At 71.0% G+C, this 19067-nt stretch carries 20 protein-coding genes; 8 read left to right on the top strand and 12 right to left on the bottom strand.

Translation table 11 applies throughout. The features are described from left to right. Nucleotides 1–94: 94 nt before the first annotated feature. Nucleotides 95–802, top strand: coding sequence for a rhomboid family intramembrane serine protease (locus B7K22_RS05910; protein WP_144276259.1), 708 nt, complete (start codon nt 95–97; stop codon nt 800–802). Between the two features lie 303 nt (nt 803–1105). Here the strand turns inward: B7K22_RS05910 and B7K22_RS05915 are convergent, their stop codons facing one another. Beyond that, nucleotides 1106–1357 carry a cell division protein CrgA gene (locus B7K22_RS05915; protein ID WP_234983330.1) on the bottom strand — a complete coding sequence of 84 codons (252 nt, stop codon included), beginning with the start codon at nt 1355–1357 and terminating at the stop codon, nt 1106–1108. Between the two features lie 141 nt (nt 1358–1498). Between B7K22_RS05915 and B7K22_RS05920 the strand changes: the two genes are divergently transcribed. The 3 genes from B7K22_RS05920 to B7K22_RS05925 are packed head-to-tail and all read left to right on the top strand — an operon-like array spanning nt 1499 to nt 3071. After that, on the top strand, nt 1499–2287 hold the full coding sequence (locus tag B7K22_RS05920) for a class E sortase (protein WP_084039040.1): 789 nt from the start codon (nt 1499–1501) through the stop codon (nt 2285–2287). Continuing rightward, the gene (locus tag B7K22_RS12060) at nt 2284–2448 is read left to right on the top strand and encodes a hypothetical protein (protein ID WP_159448779.1); all 165 of its coding nucleotides are present in this window, start codon (nt 2284–2286) and stop codon (nt 2446–2448) included. Before B7K22_RS05920 ends, B7K22_RS12060 begins: the two co-directional genes overlap by 4 nt. Further along, on the top strand, nt 2445–3071 hold the full coding sequence (locus tag B7K22_RS05925; protein ID WP_084039041.1) for an aminodeoxychorismate/anthranilate synthase component II: 627 nt from the start codon (nt 2445–2447) through the stop codon (nt 3069–3071). Before B7K22_RS12060 ends, B7K22_RS05925 begins: the two co-directional genes overlap by 4 nt. 146 nt (nt 3072–3217) lie before the next feature. On the opposite strand, the gene B7K22_RS05930 is transcribed toward B7K22_RS05925, so the two are convergent. From B7K22_RS05930 to B7K22_RS05950, 6 genes are read right to left on the bottom strand one after another with little or no spacing between them, the layout of a single operon-like run. Next, nucleotides 3218–4096: a prenyltransferase gene (locus B7K22_RS05930; RefSeq protein ID WP_371327656.1), complete on the bottom strand. Its 879-nt coding sequence runs from the start codon at nt 4094–4096 to the stop codon at nt 3218–3220. Further along, a complete protein-coding gene (locus B7K22_RS12335) occupies nt 4093–4395 on the bottom strand; it encodes a lycopene cyclase domain-containing protein (RefSeq protein WP_144276260.1) in 303 nt (100 codons plus the stop codon). The genes B7K22_RS05930 and B7K22_RS12335 overlap by 4 nt, the downstream gene beginning before the upstream one ends. Continuing rightward, complete coding sequence (locus B7K22_RS05935; RefSeq protein ID WP_234983331.1) at nt 4392–4745, bottom strand: lycopene cyclase domain-containing protein; 354 nt, start codon at nt 4743–4745, stop codon at nt 4392–4394. The genes B7K22_RS12335 and B7K22_RS05935 overlap by 4 nt, the downstream gene beginning before the upstream one ends. Further along, on the bottom strand, nt 4742–6397 hold the full coding sequence (crtI, locus tag B7K22_RS05940) for a phytoene desaturase family protein (RefSeq protein WP_084039043.1): 1656 nt from the start codon (nt 6395–6397) through the stop codon (nt 4742–4744). The genes B7K22_RS05935 and crtI overlap by 4 nt, the downstream gene beginning before the upstream one ends. Beyond that, nucleotides 6394–7284, bottom strand: a complete 891-nt coding sequence (locus tag B7K22_RS05945; RefSeq protein WP_084039044.1) for a phytoene/squalene synthase family protein — start codon at nt 7282–7284, stop codon at nt 6394–6396. The genes crtI and B7K22_RS05945 overlap by 4 nt, the downstream gene beginning before the upstream one ends. Beyond that, nucleotides 7281–8363 carry a polyprenyl synthetase family protein gene (locus B7K22_RS05950; protein WP_159448780.1) on the bottom strand — a complete coding sequence of 361 codons (1083 nt, stop codon included), beginning with the start codon at nt 8361–8363 and terminating at the stop codon, nt 7281–7283. Before B7K22_RS05950 ends, B7K22_RS05945 begins: the two co-directional genes overlap by 4 nt. A gap of 337 nt (nt 8364–8700) precedes the next feature. Between B7K22_RS05950 and B7K22_RS05955 the strand changes: the two genes are divergently transcribed. From B7K22_RS05955 to B7K22_RS05970, 4 genes are all read left to right on the top strand, one after another. Continuing rightward, the gene (locus B7K22_RS05955; protein ID WP_084039046.1) at nt 8701–9513 is read left to right on the top strand and encodes a DUF4397 domain-containing protein; all 813 of its coding nucleotides are present in this window, start codon (nt 8701–8703) and stop codon (nt 9511–9513) included. An 89-nt stretch (nt 9514–9602) separates the two neighbouring features. Beyond that, entirely contained in the window at nt 9603–10277 is a 675-nt protein-coding gene (locus B7K22_RS05960; RefSeq protein WP_084039047.1) for a class F sortase, read from the top strand. Nucleotides 10278–10312: 35 nt separating this feature from the next. Next, a complete protein-coding gene (locus B7K22_RS05965) occupies nt 10313–10867 on the top strand; it encodes an RNA polymerase sigma factor (RefSeq protein WP_084039048.1) in 555 nt (184 codons plus the stop codon). Beyond that, nucleotides 10854–11651, top strand: a complete 798-nt coding sequence (locus B7K22_RS05970; protein WP_084039049.1) for an anti-sigma factor — start codon at nt 10854–10856, stop codon at nt 11649–11651. The genes B7K22_RS05965 and B7K22_RS05970 overlap by 14 nt, the downstream gene beginning before the upstream one ends. A 180-nt stretch (nt 11652–11831) precedes the next feature. Here the strand turns inward: B7K22_RS05970 and pknB are convergent, their stop codons facing one another. Genes pknB through B7K22_RS05995 form a run of 5 tightly spaced genes read right to left on the bottom strand, consistent with a single transcriptional unit; the run spans nt 11832 to nt 19066 of the window. Then, entirely contained in the window at nt 11832–14000 is a 2169-nt protein-coding gene (gene pknB / locus B7K22_RS05975) for a Stk1 family PASTA domain-containing Ser/Thr kinase (protein WP_200807369.1), read from the bottom strand. A 40-nt stretch (nt 14001–14040) separates the two neighbouring features. Beyond that, nucleotides 14041–15051: a serine/threonine-protein kinase gene (locus B7K22_RS05980; protein ID WP_144276261.1), complete on the bottom strand. Its 1011-nt coding sequence runs from the start codon at nt 15049–15051 to the stop codon at nt 14041–14043. Beyond that, entirely contained in the window at nt 15048–16514 is a 1467-nt protein-coding gene (locus B7K22_RS05985) for a penicillin-binding protein 2 (protein ID WP_084039050.1), read from the bottom strand. The genes B7K22_RS05980 and B7K22_RS05985 overlap by 4 nt, the downstream gene beginning before the upstream one ends. After that, entirely contained in the window at nt 16511–17860 is a 1350-nt protein-coding gene (locus tag B7K22_RS05990; protein ID WP_084039051.1) for an FtsW/RodA/SpoVE family cell cycle protein, read from the bottom strand. Before B7K22_RS05990 ends, B7K22_RS05985 begins: the two co-directional genes overlap by 4 nt. Continuing rightward, on the bottom strand, nt 17861–19066 hold the full coding sequence (locus tag B7K22_RS05995) for a PP2C family serine/threonine-protein phosphatase (RefSeq protein WP_084039052.1): 1206 nt from the start codon (nt 19064–19066) through the stop codon (nt 17861–17863). Nucleotide 19067 lies beyond the last annotated feature (1 nt).

Genomic DNA, 19067 nt, shown 5'->3' on the forward strand with positions numbered 1-19067 from the left:
CCCCACGTGCCCGCGCCACCCCGACCGCGTCTCCTACGTACGGTGCCAGCGCTGCGAGCGCCCCGCGTGTCCGGAGTGCCAGCGGCCGGCGGCGGTGGGAGTGCTGTGCGTCGACTGCCTCAAGCAGGCGCAGTCGCAGGCTCGCCCGGTGCGCTCCCGGCTGGGCTTCACGGCGACGGCCGGCCCGCCGCTGGCTACGTACGCGCTGATCGCGATCAACGTGGCGGTGTACCTGCTGGGTCCGGTCCTGCTCGGGGATGCGTTCCCCGGCTCGTGGGCGCTCTGGCCGGACGCGACGCAGATGGACGCCGCGCGCTACATCGACGTGGGCACGGAGTGGTACCGGTGGGTCACCGCCGGCTTCATCCACTTCAGCCTGCTGCACATCGGCATGAACATGCTCGCGCTGTGGCAGCTGGGCCAGGTTCTCGAGCCAGCGCTCGGCCGGTGGCGGTTCGTGGGCCTGTACGCGGGCTCCCTGCTGGGCAGCTCAGCGGCGGTCGAGATCATCGGCACCGGCGGGACGCTGACGGCTGTCGGGGGCGCTTCGGGCGCGATCTTCGGCCTGCTCGCGGCCTACGGCATCATCCTCAAGCGCCTGCGCCTGCCCTACACGCAGATCCTGGTGATCGCCGCGATCTTCATCGGCGCCCCGCTCGTCTCCGACCTCATCCCCGGATTCGGGTTCTTCGCGGGCCTGTCCTGGCAGGGGCACCTGGGCGGCGCCATCGCGGGCGCCATCATCATGCTGGTGATGTTCCGCGGCGTCGACCGCCGCGAGAAGGCCGCACCACCTAGCTGACACGGCCGCGTTCACCCCGCCCGCGCATCGGCGCTGCGCTCCTCATTCCGCGCTGCCCCGTACCGCTCAACACACACCCGTGAATGAAGTGCCGGGAGCGACGGGTGCGCTTGCCCACCCGTCACGGCTGCCCCACCCGTCACCGCTGTGTGTTGAGCGGTACGCCGCCGAGGGCCCAATCGGCCGATGCGGTCGCGGCGCTGTCCCCAGCGTCATCCCCACTGTGAATGACACGGGTGTAGTTATCCCCAGCGCTGTCCACAACGGGGGATAACTACAGGGGTGTAACTCCGGGGCGGCGCGCTACTTCCAGCGCGTGAACAGCACCATCGCGGCGGCCATGAACGCGAATCCCACGAGGAGGTTCGCGTCGCCGATGGGCGCCGGCCACTGGCCCTTCGAGATGTAGTAGACGACGATCCACACGGGGCCGATGACCAGCAGCGTCACCGCCGTCGGCAGCAGCCACCTGGGGTTGTCCGACTCAGGCTTGCCCACGTTGCGGGGTGCCTTGTAGGCCTGATTGTCGTCGTCACGCTTCTTCTTGAGGGCCACGCTGCTGCTCCATGCTCTGCCGATGCCCGTCGCGCGGGCCTTCCTGGTGACCAGCGTACCTATGCGGGCCCATGGATCGTCGCAGTGGCGCACCGCGGCCGACCACTGTGCTCATGCGTGCTCGCGTACGCTTGAGACACCATGAGCGCCTCGACCGCGACCCCCGCGCCCGCCGACGAGCGGCCCCCCGCGCGCGCTCGCGTGAGCGTGGTGGGAGTGCTGGGCGAGCTGCTCATCCTCGCCGGCGTGCTGCTGGGGTTGTTCGTGGTGTGGCAGCTGTTCTATACGGACGTGCAAGGCGAACGCGCCCAGCGCGAGGTGGTCGAGAGCCTCGAGTGGGCTGACTCCGACGTGGTCGACGGCATCTCTGCGGCCGAGGCGAGCGACCAGGAGACCATTCCGGACGACCTGAAGCGCACCGACGATCCGCCTGCGATGGACTACCCCGCGTTCACCGAGACGTTCGCGACCATGATGGTCCCCCGGTGGGGCGAGGACTACGTGAAGCCGGTGTCGGAGGGCACGACGCGCGCGGACGTGCTCGACCCGCTGGGGATCGGGCACTATACGGATACGGCGCTGCCCGGAGAGATCGGCAACTTCGCCATCTCGGGCCACCGCACCACGTACGGCAAGCCCTTCGCCGACGTCTCGGAGCTCGAGGCCGGCGATTCGCTGATCTTCCAGACAGAGGACGCCTGGTTCGTGTATCACGTGGAGTCGTGGGAGATCGTGCAGCCCACGCAGGTCGAGGTCATCGCCCCCACGCCGAACGAGCCCGGGGTCGCGCCCACCGAACGGTCGATCACCATGACGACCTGCCACCCCAAGTTCTCCGCGGCGCAGCGGTGGGTCGTGCACGGCTCTTTCGACTACTGGGCGCCCGTGGGCCACGGCGTCCCCGAGGAGCTGCTGGAGGTGCCCGCATGATCTCGTCGTGGCTCTGGAACTCTCTGCCGGGGCCAGCGCTCGTGAGGCTGCTGATCCTGCTGGTGGTGATCGCCGCCGTGGTGCTGGCACTGTTCGAGTACGTCTTCCCCTGGGTCTCCGAGGCCCTCGGCGTGCAGGAGACCACCGTGGAGGAGTCATGACGCGCATTCTGGTGATCGACAACTACGACTCGTTCGTCTACACGATCGTCGGGTACCTGCGGCAGATGGGCGCGGAGACCGTGGTGGTCCGCAACGACGCGGTGGCGGACGCCGGCGACATCGATGAATACGACGGCGTGCTGGTGTCTCCTGGACCGGGCACGCCCGCGGAGGCGGGATCGTCGAACGACGTCATCCGCGAGTGCGCGCGCACGGGCACGCCGATGCTCGGCATCTGCCTGGGCCACCAGGCGCTCGCGGAGGTCTACGGCGGGGTCGTCTCCCACGCGCCCGAGCTGATGCACGGCAAGACCTCGACGGTGTCCCACGAGGGTGACTCCGTGCTGGCGGGCCTGCCCTCGCCCTTCACCGCGACGCGGTATCACTCGCTGGCCGTCGAGGAGGGAACGGTGCCGGCAGAGCTCGAGGTCACCGCCACCACGGCCAACGGCATCATCATGGGGCTCAAGCACCGCGACCTGCCGCTGCATGGCGTGCAGTTCCACCCCGAGTCCGTCCTCACCGAAGGCGGGCACCGGCTGCTCGCCAACTGGCTCGAGGTGTGCGGCATGCCTGACGCGGAGGGCCGCTCGGCAGGACTGTCGCCGCTCGTGCGTCAGTAGGGGGCTCAAGCTCAAAGCCGGCCCGCGCATCGGCCAGGGGCACTTCGCTTGAGGTTGACGAGGGTGTGCGACCGGCTGGCCCTCGGCATGCCACGTGCGGGCGCTCCCGCGGGGCCGGCGTCAGGCTCGCCCTCGGGAAGGCTCGCCTAGAGCCACCCGTTCCACTCCACGATCAGCAGCACGGTGACCAGGAACCCCACCGGCTGATTGAGCCACAGGAACGTGCGCCAGCCGCGGTTCGCGTCCTCGCAGGTCGCGTCCGTGACGTTCCAGAACCGTGCGGCCGATGCGGCGTACGCGAGCGGCAGTGCGGCGGCGAGCAGGCTCGGCCACGGCAGGAGCAGCAGCAGCGCCGATGCGCCCAGGTAGAGGCCGACGGACAGCCGGGCGGTCGCCCGCGCGCCGACGACGGTCGCCACCGAGCCGATGCCGCCAGCCCGGTCGGCCCGCACATCCTGCACGGCGCCGAACGCGTGGGAGGCCATGCCCCACAGGATGAACGCCGCCCAGATGGGCCACACGTCGGCGTCGACGAGCGAGACCCCAGCGAGCACCAGCGCGTACAGGAGCGGTCCCACGAAGTGCAGCGCGGACGTGAGGGAGTCGAGGAACGGTCTCTCCTTGAACCGCAGCCCTGGAGCGGAGTACGCCACCACCCCGAAGATGACGAGCGCGAGCGTGACGCCCGCCGCGAACGAGCCCTGGAGCAGCAGCCACGCGGCCAGCGGCACCACCGTCGCGCCGCTGGCGACGAGGATCCCGCGATGGATGCGCCCGGCGGCCTCCCGGTCGCGGACCACGTCCCCCTCGACGCCACCCTTGCGAGGGTTGGCGAGGTCGGACTCGTAGTCGAACACGTCGTTCACGCCGTACATCAGCAGGTTGTACGGGATGAGGAAGAACAGCGTGCCGACAATGAGGACGGCATCGACCTCGCGCGTGGCCATGAGATAGCCCGCCGCGAATGGATACGCGGTGTTGATCCACGAGATGGGACGCGACGCGCGCAGGATCGCGCCGATCACGTCGGTTCCTCGGCCCGTCGCCGCCCCAGCAGCTCCCACAGCGTGGGCACGAGCATGACCGCGCCGAGCGTGTAGGCGAGATCCTCGATGGGAGCGACGGGCATCAGCACGCCGGAGATGAGCGACTCGTCGTAGTCGACGATTCCGAGTCCCACGATGAGGTTGTCGAACACCACCGTGAGCGCGATCAGGCACAGCGCCGTGAGCGCCAGGGGTCGGAAGGGGAGGCGGCGCAGGACGGGCGCGCATGCGAGGGCGAGCAGCGCGAGGACGGCCACGGACAGCACGACGTAGGTCATGGCGCCTCCGTGGTTGGCATGCCGCGAACGGTGCGGCGGCGCTCGCGGCGGCGGGACAGTGCGAGCCACACCAGCAGCGTGTTGTACGTGAGCAGGGTGAGGAACGCGACCTCCTCGACCGGCACCTCAGGCGCGACCGTCCAGCCCGTCAGATAGGGCGCGTCTCCGATGAAGAAGATCCCGAGGCCCACCCCGATGAGGTCCCACACCAGGAAGATCGCGACCGCGACCGCGACGGTGAGGAGGGTGCGCCGGGCGTCCGCGAACAGCGCGAGGCGGTACCGCCAGTCGAGCGTGCCGAGACCCAGCAGGCTGACCATGAGGGCGATCAGGTAGAGGGAGGAGGTCACGTCCCCGGCTCCCGGGCATGGGCCGATGCGCGGGCTGGCTCGGGCGGCGCCGCGAGGGTTCGCGCGAGGTCGCCCAGGTGGTCGCGCCGGCGGCTGCGAGCCAGGAAGTCCTGGGGCAGCGGGGCGGGAAGCGGCTTGACGCCGCTAGCGCCGAGCAGGCGCTTGGCGACCAGCTCGGCGGAGATGAGGCAGATGGGGACGCCGATCCCCGGCGCCGTCGACGCCCCTGCGTAGAGGAGGTTGTGGACCTTGCCGGAGACGTTCCGCGGCCGGAACATCGCGGACTGTCGGAGGGTGTGCTCGAGCCCGAGCGCGCCGCCCTGGAACGCCGACAGCGAGGTGGCGAAGTGCGAGGGGGTGAGCATGGCCTTCACGGTGGTGCGCTCCCGCAGGCGCGGCACGCCTGCCCACGCCCCGACCTGGTCCAGGTAGCGCGCCGCGTGGTGCTCGAGGTCGGCGCGCGACGTCGCCGTGCCGCCGAGCGTCGGGTCCGCCGGGAAGGGCACGAGCATGACGAGGTTCTCGTGGCCGGCCGGAGCCGTGGACGGATCGGTCGCGGAGGTGCGCGAGACATACACCGACGCGGGGTGCGGGACGCTCTGGTCGGTCATGATCGCGCGGAAGTTGGCATCCCAGTCGCGTGTGAAGAACAGTGAATGGTGGGCGAGCTCGGATAGCTCCCCTTCGACGCCGGCCATCACCAGCAGCGCGCTCACGCCGGGTCGCATGCGCGCCCAGGAGCGGTCGGGCCGGCTCTGCCAGCGCGGGTCGAGCAGCGCGGTCTCCGTGTGGTGCAGGTCCGCGCTCGAGACCACGGCGTCCGCCTCGACGGTGACGCCCGAGCGCAGCCGCACGCCTGTGGCGCGGCCGCGGTCGACGACGATGCGGGTGGCGTCGGCACCGGTGACGATCCGCACCCCCTCGGAGCGCGCCGCGCGCTCGAGCGCCTCCACGACGGCGTAGAGGCCACCACGCGGGTACCGCACGCCATCGACGAGGTCCAGGTGGCTCATGAGCTGGAACAGCGATGGGACCCGGTCGGGAGAGGATCCGAGGAACACGGCGTGATAGCCCAGGAGCTGGCGCAGGCGCGGATCGCGCACCTTCGCGGCGATGCTGGAGCCGAGCGAGCGGGCGAGGAGGGGGGCGAGAGCGGGCAGTCGCCTCGCGAGGGCGCTGTCGGCCAGAGACAGGGGGTTCTCGAAGGTCGTGTAGAGGAAGCGATCGAGCGCGAGGCGGTAGAGCTCGCTTGCGTCACGGGCATAGTCAGCGACCGCGCTACCATCGCCGGGGCTCATGGCTTCGAACGCCGCCCAGTTGTCCTCCGGCGAGGAGGTGACGTCGAGCGATTCGGCCTTGTGCGCATCGGCCGTCTCGAAGAAGATCCGGTAGCGCGGGTCGAGGTCGATGAGGTCGAGCTCGTCCTCCACCCTGCGTCCCAGCAGCGAGAAGAAGTGCTCGAAGGCCTCCGGCATGAGGTACCACGAGGGACCGGTGTCGAAGGTGAACCCGTCCGCCTCAAGGCGGCCTGCACGCCCGCCCACCCGCGCGTGGCGTTCGAGCAGCGTGACCGCTGCGCCGCCGCGAGCGAGCAGGGCGGCCGTGGCGAGCCCGCTGACGCCACCGCCGATCACGACCACGCGGTCGCTCATGCGCCCGCCCGCCCGGCGATGAGATTGCGCGCAGCGAGCACCAGCTTGGTCTGGTTGGGGACCCGAATCCGGCGGTCGCCGAGCGAGCGAGCGGGCGTGGCGGCGATCCGCTCCAGGAGCCGCTCGTAGATGTCGAGCGTGGTGCGCACGGCCACCTGCGCACGGCGCGGCAGAGCAGCCATCGGTCCCCGTGCGGCGTCGAGGTCACGCCGGCACTCGGCGACGAGCGCGGCGAGCTGCTCGTCGTCCAGGTTCTCGGCCGTGACCCCGGGGAAGTAGCTGCGGCCCAGCGAGCGGCTGTCCGCGCCGAGGTCCCGCAGGAAGTTCACCTTCTGGTACGCCGCGCCCAGCCGCCGGGCGCCCTCGCGGAGCTCCGGGTCGACTGGTCGCGGCCCTTCGTCCGTGTTGACGAACACGGCGAGGCACATCTCGCCGACCACCTCGGCCGAGCCGTGGATGTAGCGCGCGAGCGATGCCTGGTCGTGCTCGGTGCGCTCCAGGTCCATGCGCATGGACGCGAAGAAGGGATCGACGAGCTCACGGTCGATCCCTACCGCGCGCGCCGTCATGCCGAACGCGTGCGCGATGAGGTTGGTCGAGAAAGCGCCGCCCATCGCCGCATGCACCTCGGACTCGAATCCGTCGAGCAGAGTTCCCGCATCCGGGCCACCATAGGTGTCCGCGATCTCGTCGGCGACGCGCACCATGCCGTAGACGCATTCGACGTGCTGGCGTTGGCGACGCGGCAGCAACCGTGCGCCGAGCGTGAAGGACGTCGAGTAGGCGCCGAGAACGTCGGCGGCAGCGGCCCTGGCCGCCCGGTCGTAGAGCTCGAGATCAGGGTGCCTCCCGCGGTCGTCAGGTCCCGGAAGTGGGTCACCCTTCATGACGCGCGGCCGTCGAGCCAGTCGACCAGATCGAGCAGGTAGCCACTGAGGGGAGCGGGCACGCGCTCGCGGGCGATGCGCGAGGCCTGGCGGGCGTGGCGGCGCGCGATCGCGAGGGTACGGCCGCGCGCGCCTGACTCCTCGAGAATCTCGCGTACGGCGGCGGCGCCGTCGTCGTCCAGATCCGCGTCGCCCACGTGGCGGTCGAGGACGCCGAGCTGGGCCGGAGTCGCGGCCGCGTACGCCTGACGCATCAGCTCGGTGCGCTTGCCCGCGCGCAGGTCCGACAGGTTGGACTTGCCGGTCACGTCGGGGTCGCCGAACACGCCCAGGTCGTCGTCGACGAGCTGAAAGCTGAGGCCCAGAGAGGTGCCGATGCGCTCCAGGTGCCCGATCATCGTCGGGTCGGCGCCCGCGATGGTCGCGCCTGCGAGCAGCGGCACCACGCACGAGTATGTGGCCGTCTTCAGCTCGGCGACGTTGAGGGCATCGGCCTCGCCGATGGGCGTCAGGTCGCCGCTCATGTCCAGCAGCTCGCCCGCGATGGTCGCGCGGATGCCGCGCGTGAGCAGGTTGAGGCATGCGAGGCGATGGTGAGCGGGCAGGGCTGACCGAGCGATCAGGTCGTAGGCGCTCGACAGCGCCAGGTCGCCGCTCAGGAGGGCGGCCGTGAGCACGTGATCGTCCGTGCGGTCGCGAGGCAGGCGCTCCTGCGCGAGCTCTGCGCGACGGGCGCCCGCGATGTTGGGCCTGCCCCGGCGCACCTCGTCGTGGTCCAGGATGTCGTCATGCACGAGCATGGCCGTGTGCATCATCTCCATGGCCGCGGCCACGGGCACGACCGCCTCGGTGTCCTCGCCACTGAGGCCGAAGTACGCGGCGAGGGTGAGGGCGGGCCTCAGATTCTTGCCTCCCACGAACTGCTCGCCGATGCGCTGCCACATCCTCCTGTACTCCGACCCCGCGTTGGGAAGCTCGTGGGGCGTGCCCGTGACGTGCTCCCTCAGCGCGGCCTCGACGAGCGGCAGGCGTGCGTCGACGGAGGCCTGAAGGTCCTGAGAGGTCATCAGCGGCGTCATGATGCCTCCGTCAACAGGGAGGCGCGCAGCGAGCATTCCGCTGGCGCCCGGGTAGTGCGGTGAGTTGCGTTCACGCCAATCCTGTCAGGGTGCTCGACGGTGCCGCCCCCATGGCGGTCCTGGCTCGACTCTCGCACAGATGCGCTCCTTCACGGTATCTCGGCGCGCTGGTCGCCACGCCCCTCACCCGTTACTTCTCTGCGAGCACCCCGTTTGGATGCACTCGAATCCACGGAAGAAAATCTGCCGCGCGGTGCATCCGTGCAGCGAGCCCGGCCGGAAGTAGGGGTGAAGGGCATCGCAGCCAGTGAGGCCCCGAACCGCTAGGAGAAGGATCATGCGCAAGTCAGCAATCGCCGGCGCAGCAGCCGGAACCCTCATCGCCGCGGGCATCGCCGCCCCCGCCCTCGCCGTCGAGGACGGCATGGCCGAGCTGTCGGTCCTGCACGGCATCCCGGACACGCCCGTCGACGTCTACGTCAACGGCGAGAACACCGTGGACGACTTCCAGCCTGGCGACCTCGCCGGCCCGCTCGATCTCGCGCCGGGGACCTACTCGGTCGCGCTGACCGCGGCCGACGCGGAGGACGACTCGGCGCCCGTGCTCGGGCCGATCGACCTCACCCTCGAGGAGGGCACGAGCTATACCGCGGTGGCCCACCTCGACGCCGACGGCGAGCCGACCGCCAACCTCTTCACCAACGACATCTCGGAGACCGCCGCCGGCGAGGGCAGGCTGACCGTCCGTCACACGGCCGCGGCGCCGGCGGTCGACGTGTGGGTCGACGGCGACGTGCTGTTCGAGAACCTCTCCAACCCTGACGAGGTCATGGGCGACGTGCCCGCCGGAACCTACGAGGCCGCCGTGTCGCTGACCGGCGAGACCGACCCGGTGATCGGCCCCACGGACGTGGAGATCTCCGACGGCGTCAACACCATCGTGTACGCGTGGGGCTCGGCCGAGGCCGGCAACCTCGCCGTCGCGGTGCAGACCGTCGACACCCACGCCTCGAGCCCGTCCGGCGTCCAGGCCGGAACCCAGGGCTTCGCGGCCGACAATGGCACCTCGACCGTCGCGATCGCCGCGGTCATCGCCGCCTTCGGTCTCGTGCTCGCCACGGGTACCGTGATCGCGGTGCGACGCCGCTGACCCCACCCCACACGAGGCGGGGCCCGGATCGCAGCCCGGGCCCCGCCTTCCCATCGCCCGACTTCGCCGTGACCGAGAGGAGACCGACCATGCGAGCCCTCATCGCCGCCTCCGTCCTGCTCCTCGCGACGTCATGCGCGGCGCCGGAGCCCGCGAACGGCGACACCGCCGCCGACCGGGCTCCCGCATCGGCCCCCCGAACCCAGCAGCCCGAGGACGGTGACCGGGTCGGGCAGGTGCGAGCGCCGGTCGTGGTGGGCGACGTGCCGATCTCCTCGACCGACCCCGAGGCCATCGCCGCGCTCCGCTCCGAGCCGCCCCAGCGGCTGCTCATCGAGGCGCTCGGTCTCGACATGGAGGTGACCGACGTGGGGCTCGCTGATGACGGATCCATGGAGATCCCCGAGGCGGCCGCGGTCGCCGGCTGGTACCGGTTCGGCCCCGCGCCGGGCGCGGACCGGGGCAACGCGGTGCTGGCGGCGCATGTCGACGACCCGAAGGGTGTCGGTCCCTTCGCAGCGCTGAAGGAGCTCGGTGCAGGCGCACCCGTCCAGGTCGTCGACGCCGCAGGGGACATCCACGCGTTCGTGGTCGACCGCGTCGAGCAGAACGACAAGCGCGAGGTCGACATGAGCCTGGTGTTCGACAGGGACTCGCCCGGCCAGCTGGTGCTGGTGACGTGTGGTGGACTGTTCGACTGGGATACGCGACACTATGAGGACAACGTCGTGGTGTACGCGACGCCGGTCGAGAATGCGCCGTGATGACTGCGGTGGCGGTACAGGAGGAGCGGGCGCCGATGGCACTCCCCTCTGACGCGCCTCCCGAGCCGACGCTCGCCCACGACTTCGTCGCAGGCGTCGACGGCGCGCTCGAGGAGCTCTATCGCGACCTCTCTCCCCTGGTGTACTCGATGGCGGTGCGGGCGCTCGGGTCGACGGCGGACGCCGAGGACGTGACCCAGCAGACCTTCGTGAGCGCGTGGCGGTCCCGCGAGGGCTTCGACCCCGACAAGGGCGAGCTGCGGGGATGGGTGGTCGGCATCGCTCGGCGTCGGATCGCCGATGCGCTCGAGTCCCGGACCCGTGAACGTCGCCGCCTCCAGGCGGTCGCCGACGTAGCGCCGGCGGAAGAGTCCGGCCCTGACGACGCCGAGTCCGTGCTGCTCGCCTACGAGGTGAACGCCCTCGGAGATCCCAGGCGGACCATCGTCGCGCTCGCCTACTTCGAGGGTGCGACACACGAGCAGATCTCCGAGCGGCTGAACATGCCGCTCGGGACCGTGAAGAGCCATATCCGCAGAGCACTGATCACACTGCGCGACCGATGGGAGGTGTCCGATGTCGCATCCTGACGACGAGTTCCTCGCCGAGCTCGCGCTGAACGGCGCCGACCCCTCGGACCCCGCGCTCGCGGAGGCGACGCCCGAGCAGCGCGCCCGGTTCGACGCACTGCGTGCGATGGCGGCAAGGCTCGAGAACGCTGATAGCCCGGCGGAGCCGCTCCTCACCCCGCCGGCACGGGTGTGGGACGCGATCGTGGCGGAGCTCGAGGCGGATGACTCAACTGACACATCGGGCGACGAGGCTCGCGCCTCGGTGGGGGCGGCGGCTCCTGCCGAGCCCGGCACCGCACAGCCCAGCACCGCACAGCCTCCTCGTGCGACGGGCGCCGACGAGCTCGCCGCGCGGCGCTCGCGCCGCCAGCCGTGGTGGACCGTCGGCGCTGCCGCCGCTGCTGGCGTGGTGATCGGCGGGGTAGGCGTGGGGGCGGTGCTGATGAGCTCGGAGGACGACGCCGATCTGCGGGTGGTCGCCCAGACCACCCTCACCGACCTCGCCTCGGAGGCCGGCGCTGGAGAGGCGATCCTCGAGGCTCGGCCCGACGGCACGCAGGTGCTCGTGATCGACACGGAGTTCGAGGAGCTCGACGACGCCTACCTCGAGGTGTGGCTGATCGATGAGTCGATCGAGGGCATGGTGAGCCTGGGCCACCTCACGAGCACCACCAACGAGTTCGTGATCCCTGCCGGCTTCGACGTCGCGGCGTTCCCCATCGTCGACATCTCGGTGGAGCCGCTCGACGGCGTCCCCACGCACAGCGGCGCCTCCGTCACTCGAGGAGTCCTCGAGCTCTGACGCCCGCGCGGCTCCCCGAGACCGCATCGGCCCTACCGACGTCCCACCAGACGAGCGAATGGGGCCCCACTCGCTCATCTACGCGCCTAAGTGAGCGAATGGGGCCCCACTCGCGCGCCAGGTGCGCGCGCTCGCGCCGCGCGCCTCAGGGGGCGGGCGACGGGCCGATGCGCGGGCCGGCTAGGGCCCCGATGTCGGCTCGGTCGTGGGATCGGGCTGGGGCTCCGGGCCCTGCGACAGTACGAGAGTGACCTGCGTCCCCGGCGCCACCTCGGTGCCGCCATTGGGGTTCTGCGAGATCACCGAGCCGGCGGGGACATCATCGTTGTACTGCTCCGGGCCGTAGGTGAAGGTGAGGTCCTGGGTGCCGAGCTGGCGCTCGGCCTCCGCCTGGCCCAGCCCGGTGACGTCGGGCACCGTGACCGTCGACGGCGCCACCGCGACCTCCATCGCCACCGTCGAGCGCTGGGGGACCGTGCCAGGGCTGGGGCTCTGGGTCAGCACGGTGCCCGGAGCCTGCTCCTCGGTCTCGACGTCGGTGAAGTCCGGGATGAGTCCGAGGTCGTTGAGCGCGGCGCGCGCGGCGTCCTCGTCCATCCCCACCAGGTCGGGAAGCTCGACCTCGCCGCTCGAGACGTAGAGGATGACCGCAGAGCCAGCCGGCACCTCGGTGCCCTCCTCGGGGTCCGTGCGCGTCACGCGGTCCGCCTCGAAGTCGGGGTCGTCCTCGGTCTCGACGCGCGATACGGTCAGTCCCGCGGCCTCGATCCGCTCGCGCGCGGTCTCCTGCTCGAGGCTGCGCACGGAGGGCACCTCGACGGCGTCGGGCCCGGCGGAGACGAACAGCGTGATGGTGGGCGGGCCGTCGGAGGGCGCTGTAGCGGTGACGCCCGATGCGATCGCCTGCGCCTCCCCCTCGACTGTCCAGGTGAGCTCCTCGCCCTCGGGCGGATCCGTGCGGATGGCCACGCCGGGCTCGACCTCGGTGCTCGCCTCCTGCTGGGTGTCGACCAGGAACCCGAGGTCCTCGAGTGCCGCGATGGCCTCGGCCTCCTGCATGCCCGCGACGGTCGGCACGGTCTGCGTCACCGTCGTCTGCTCTGGCTCGCCGTCACCGCGCATGAACAGCCACACGATCAGGATGATCGCGATGAGGGCGGCCGCGCCCAGGGAGATCCACAGGATCATCTTGCGGCGGCGCGCATCCTCGTCATCGACCAGGTCCTGCTCGTCGGTCACGCCCACCATCGACGACTGCGGGGGCGGGACGGAGCCCGCCCCAGCGGCGCCGACGGCGGCCCACGGGGCGCCCGCGGACGTCATGACCTGGGTCTCGCCGGTGACGGGGCCGTCCTGGGCTGGCATCGCCTGGGTGGGCTGGTCGACCTGGGGGTTCTCGCCCGTGTTCGCGCTGGCTGCGGCCACCCCGGCCACGCCCGCGCCGAACGCCGCCGAGCCCACGGCGATCGCGCCGGTCGACGGGCTCAGGGGCGCGCCGCCCATGACGGCGCGCAGGTCACCCAGGAACTCCTGGGCGGTCGCGTAGCGCTGGTTACGGTCCTTGGCGAGCGACCGCAGCACCACCTGGTCGAGCTCGGCGGGGACGTCCGAGGCGAAGGAGGACGGCTTGGGCGCCTCCTCGCGGACGTGCTGATAGGCGACGGACACCGGTGAGTCGCCCACGAACGGCGGGCGGCCCGTGAGGAGCTCGAACAGCAGGCAGCCCACGGAGTACAGGTCGGAGCGCGCGTCCACCGTCTCGCCGCGTGCCTGCTCGGGTGAGAGGTACTGCGCGGTGCCCACGACGGCCTGGGTCTGCGTCATGGTGTTGCCGGCGTCGGCGAGGGCACGTGCGATGCCGAAGTCCATGACCTTGACGGCCCCGGTGGGCGTGAGCATGACGTTGGCGGGCTTGATGTCGCGGTGGACCAGGCCAGCGTGGTGGGCGTAGTCGAGCGCGGTGAGCACGCCCGTCGCGATCTCCACGGCCTCATCGATGGGGGCGGCGACGTCCCCCTTGAGGATGTCGCGCACGGTGTGGCCCTCGACGTACTCCATGACGATGAAGGGCACGGCCTGCGGGGCGCCGCTCGGCCCGACGCTGGTCTCCTCGCCGGTGTCGTACACCGCGACGATCGCGGGGTGGTTGAGGCCCGCAGCGGACTGCGCCTCGCGGCGGAAGCGCGTCTGGAAGGACGGGTCGCGCGCGAGGTCGGCGCGCAGGATCTTGATGGCGACCGTGCGACCCAAGCGGGTGTCGTAGCCGATGTGCACCTCGGCCATGCCGCCGCGGCCGATGAGCTCGCCGACCTCGTAGCGGCCGGCCAGGATCTTCGCGTCGTCAGTCATCAGTCCTTCAGTCTCCCCAGGTCTGGGCGGTCTTCGGTGGTCATTGTCCCACTGATCGCCCCGAGCGCTCGCGAGGCGGGCCGTCGGGGCGTGGGCGATACTCGCGTGGCGCGATGCTCGGCGGCATGGTGCGCCCGCCGCGGCCGCGGGTGCGGGCGCCGTCGGATGGCGCCGATGCGCTCGCTGGGCTGTCGTTCGATGGCGCGGTCGGAGGGGGTGGGGTGGCGCCGGGCTCGCGCAGCGTGAGCGAGTCGAGCCGAGCGAGCAGGTCCGCCGCCGTGCGCGGCCGCTTCTTGGGGTTCTTCTCGAGCAGGTCACCGATGAGGCGCGCGAGGTCGGGAGACACCGTGCCGGGCAGCGGCGGCACCGGGTCGTTCACGTGCGCGATGGCGATGTCGACGGCCGTCGCCGCGGTGAACGGCCGCTTGCCGTTGACGGACTCGAACGCGATGATGCCCAAGGCGTAGAGGTCGGACGCCGGGGTCGCGGGCTTGCCGAGCGCGAGCTCGGGGGCCAGGTACTGCGCGGTGCCCATCACCATCCCCGTCTGCGTGAGGGTGGTCTGGTCCGTGCTGCGCGAGACGCCGAAGTCGGTGATCCGCACCACGTCGCCCTCGGCGATCAGCAGGTTGCCTGGCTTGATGTCGCGATGCATGACGCCGGCAGCGTGGGCGGCTGCCAGGCCGCGCGCGGTGCCCGCCATGATGCGCACCAGTCGATCCTCCGCCAGCGTGCGCTCGCGCTCGATGATGGTCGACAGCGGCTCGCCCTCGACCAGCTCCATCACCAGGTACGCGGTGCCGTCCTGGTCGCCGTAGTCGAGGACCTGAGCGATGTTCTCGTGGGCGAGCCCGGCCGCGTTCTTCGCCTCGTTGCGAAAGCGCTTGAGGAAGGTCTCATTGGCGGCCGCGCCGTCCTTGAGCACCTTCACCGCGACGGGTCGGTCCAGCTCCGAGTCGGTGCCCCGCCACACCTCGCCCATGCCGCCCACGGCGAGCAGGCTGGTCAGCACGTAGCGGCCGCCGAGGGTGGTGCCGGAGGAGATGCTCACAGGTCCCCCTCCGCATCGAGGCGCAGCGCCTCCTCCATGACCGCCTTCGCCACGGGCGCCGCGATGGTTCCGCCCGTCGACCCGGACTGGCCCGCGCTCTCCTCGATGATGACGGCGATCGCGATCGCAGGATCATCGGCCGGGGCGAAGGACACGAACCACGCGTGCGGCGGGGTGTCGCGACCCGTCTCCGCGGTGCCCGTCTTGCCGGCGACCTCGACGCCGGCGATCTGCGCTCCGCGCCCGGAACCGTTGTTCACCACCTCGACCATCATGTCCGTGAGGTCGTCCGAGTCCGCCCGCGTCATGGACTCCCGCATGACCTCGGGCTCCGTGGTGGACACCACCTGCAGGTCGGGAGCGCGCACGGTGTCGACCAGGTAGGGCCGCATGAGCGTGCCGTCGTTGCCGATCGCGGCGGCGACCATCGCCATCTGCAAGGGCGTCGCGCGAACGTTGTACTGGCCGATCGAGCTCATCGCGACCTGCGACTCGTTCGGGTCCTCGGGAAGCCGCGATGCGGTGACGGGCAGTGGGATGTCGAGCTCCTCGCCCCATCCGAAGTCCGTGGCCTTGCGCTCGAGGACGCCCCAGCCGAGCGACATGCCGAGGTCCGCGAAGGCCGTGTTGCAGCTGATCCGCAGGGCGTCCTGGAGCGACATGTAGTCGTCGGGGGAGCACACCTCGCCCAGGTAGTTGCCGATGGTCGCACTCGTGCCGGGCAGCTCGAGCTCCTCCGGCGCGTACAGCTCGGTCTCGGGGGTGTAGCCGGACTCGAGCGCGGCCGCGGACACCACGAGCTTGAAGGTCGAGCCTGGGGGGTAGGTGTCGCCGGCGATCGCGCGGTTGACGAGCGGGCCGTCCTCCTGGTTGACCAGCTCCTCGTAGGCCGAGTTCACCTCTGCTGTGGAATGGCTGGCGAGCACGGCGGGGTCGTAGGTGGGGCTCGTGACCATCGCGAGGATCTCGCCCGTGCTCGGCTCCAGGGCGACAACGGCGCCCGGACGGTCGCCCAGCTGGTCGGCCGCGACCCGCTGCAGAGTTCCGTTGAGGGTGGTCTCGACGGACGCTCCTTGCTGCTGCTCTCCGGCGAAGAGGTTCCCCAGACGCGTCCAGAACAGCGCATCGGCCGTCCCGCTGAGCAGCTCGTTCTCCGACTGCTCCAGACCCGACCGTCCGTAGACGATCGAGTAGAAGCCCGTGGCCGACGCATACAGCGGGCCGTCGGCGTAGGTGCGCTGGAAGTTGAACGGGTCGTCGACGGGGTCCGACCACACGACGGCCTCGCCATCGACCACGATGGGGCCGCGGAAGTTGCCGTACTCGCGGTACAGGGTGCGGACGTTGCGCGGATCCTGGTTGAGCTCCTCGGCGTCCAGGACCTGGATCCACGACGCGGATCCCATGAGCGCGAGGAACAGCAGCAGCACGATCACGCTGAGCCGACGGGCGGGCTCGTTCATGGACCCACCTCCTGCGCGGAGCGGCGGGCCTGGTCCGAGATGCGCAGCAGGAGTCCCACCACGATCCAGTTGGCGAGCATGCTCGAGCCGCCGTAGGCGAGCCATGGCGTGGTGAGGCCGGTGAGGGGGATGACCCGCGTGACGCCGCCCACCACGATGAAGACCTGCAGCGCGAGGGCGAAGCCCAGGCCGGCGGCGAGCAGCTTGCCGAACCCGTCGCGGACGCCGATCGACATGCGGAATGCCCGCTGGACGATGATCAGGTACAGCGCGAGGATCGCCATCAGCCCGGTGAGCCCCAGCTCCTCGCCCAGGGAGGCGATGATGAAGTCGGACTCGGCGTAGGGCACCAGGTCGGGGCGGCCCTCGCCCAGCCCGGTGCCGAACAGGCCGCCGCTGGCCATCCCGAACATGCCGCCCACGAGCTGATAGGACGTGCCGGACGAGTAGACGTCAGCGTCGAGGGCGTGCAGCCACCCGTCGTAGCGCGCGCGGACGTGGGGGAACACGATGCCCGCCACGACGGCGCCGAAGGCGAACAGCGCGAGTCCGGTGATCACCCAGCTGATCCGCTGCGTCGCGACGTAGAGCATGCCCAGGAAGATGCCGAAGAACAGCAGCGACGCCCCCAGGTCGCGCTCGTAGACCATCAGCAGCAGCGCCGCCGCCCACACCACGAGCAGCGGGCCCATGTCGCGCGGCCGCGGGAACCGCAGTCCCAGGAACTTGGGGCCGGCGAGTGTGAGCGTGTCGCGGTTGGTCACCAGGTACCCCGCGAAGAACACCACCATCGCGATCTTTGCGAACTCGCCGGGCTGCAGAGAGCGGCCCAGGACCGAGATCCAGATGCGCGCGCCGTTGATCTCGACGCCCAGCCCGGGCACGAGCGGGAGCAGGTAGAGGACCAGTCCCACGATGCCGGCGGTGTAGGTGAAGCGGCGCAGCTTGCGGTGGTCGCGCAGGAGGAAGATCACGGACATCGCGAGCGCGACTCCCGCGATGGACCATCCGATCTGGGTGGTGCCGAAGGAGGTGTCCCTGCCCTCGTACTGGGCGTAGGCGAAGTCGAGCCGGCGGATCATCGCGAGCCCCACGCCGTTGAGGGCGAAGACCGCGGGCAGCAGGACGGGGTCAGCGTTCGCCGCATATCGGCGCATCAGCAGGTGGGCGCCGCCCATCAGCGCACCCGTGGCGAGGGCGTACCAGCCCAGCTCCGCGAGCACCAGGACGTCCGCGTGGTAGTCCACGAGCGCGCGTGCCAGCACGATGATCGCCCACGACACGGCGAGCAGCCCCAGCTCGGCCCGCCGGCCCGCGCGGACCTGCAGCTCTGCGACGGTGGCCACTTAGGCGTCCGCCTCGAGCGCGTCCACCACGCCGTCCGCGTCCTGCAGGCTGGTCGCCCGGATGGTCGCCTCGATGCGCGACTGCTGGTAGGGCGGGAGGCTTGCGAGCGGGATGTCGGTGCGCTCGATCAGGGTCTGCAGGTCGACGATCGGCAGCTCCTGCGGGATGCCGCGGTAGATGGCGACGTTGCCGTCAGCCTCACCCACGTAGTACTGAGTCTGCGTCCACGCGTAGGCGCCCCACGCGCCGCCGGCGACCACGAGCAAGGCGACCAGCGGCAGCACCCACGGGCGCAGCCGGGGCCACAGCCGATCCCATCGGGAGGGCTCCTCGTCGTCGTCGGCCTCGGCCGGGGCGGACAGGCGTGCCGCCTTCGCCGCGGCGCTCGAGCCGCCGGCGGAGGGGCGGTTGCGGTCGCGGGCCGCGGCGCCCACGATCTGCGAGCTCGTCGGCGGCCCCACGCCGTCGGGTGACGTGTCGATGTCCACCACGTCCGCGACCACGCAGGTGACGTTGTCGGGAGCCCCGCCTGCCAATGCCAGGGCGACCAGCGCATCGGCGCAATCGCCGGGATCCTCGACCTCGCGCAGCGTCTCGTGAAGGGTGTCACGGCTGACCACACCCGACAGGCCGTCGGAGCACAGCATCCACCGGTCGCCGGGGCGCGTCTCACGCACCGAGATGTCGACGGGCACATCCGTGTCGACGTCTCCGAGGACGCGCAGCAGCATCGAGCGCTTGGGATGGTGCTCGGCGTCGGCCGCGCTGATGCGGCCGGTGTCCACCAGGTGCTGCACGAACGAGTGGTCGGTCGTGACCTGGTCGAGCGCGCCGTCGCGCAGCAGATAGGCGCGCGAGTCGCCGATGTGCGCCATCGACAGGGTCGAGCCGGCCCGCAGCAGCGCGGTCACCGTGGTGCCCAGGCCCGACAGCTCGGGGTCGTTCTGCGCGCGGCCAACGATGTCGGAGTGCGCATCGGCGATGGCGACCTTGAGCTCGTCGAGCGCCTCATCGGGGCCGTGGGACTCGCCGTCGAGGGCCGCGAGCCTGCCCACGGCGATGGAGGAGGCGATGTCGCCGCCAGCGGCGCCGCCCATGCCGTCCGCGACTACCAGCAGGTGCGGTCCGGCGTATGCGGAATCCTGGTTGTTGGACCTGATCAGGCCCACGTCGGAGCGCGCGGCGAAGTGGAAGCCCAGGAACACG

This window comes from Demequina sp. NBRC 110053 (assembly GCF_002090095.1).
GTDB lineage: Bacteria > Actinomycetota > Actinomycetes > Actinomycetales > Demequinaceae > Demequina.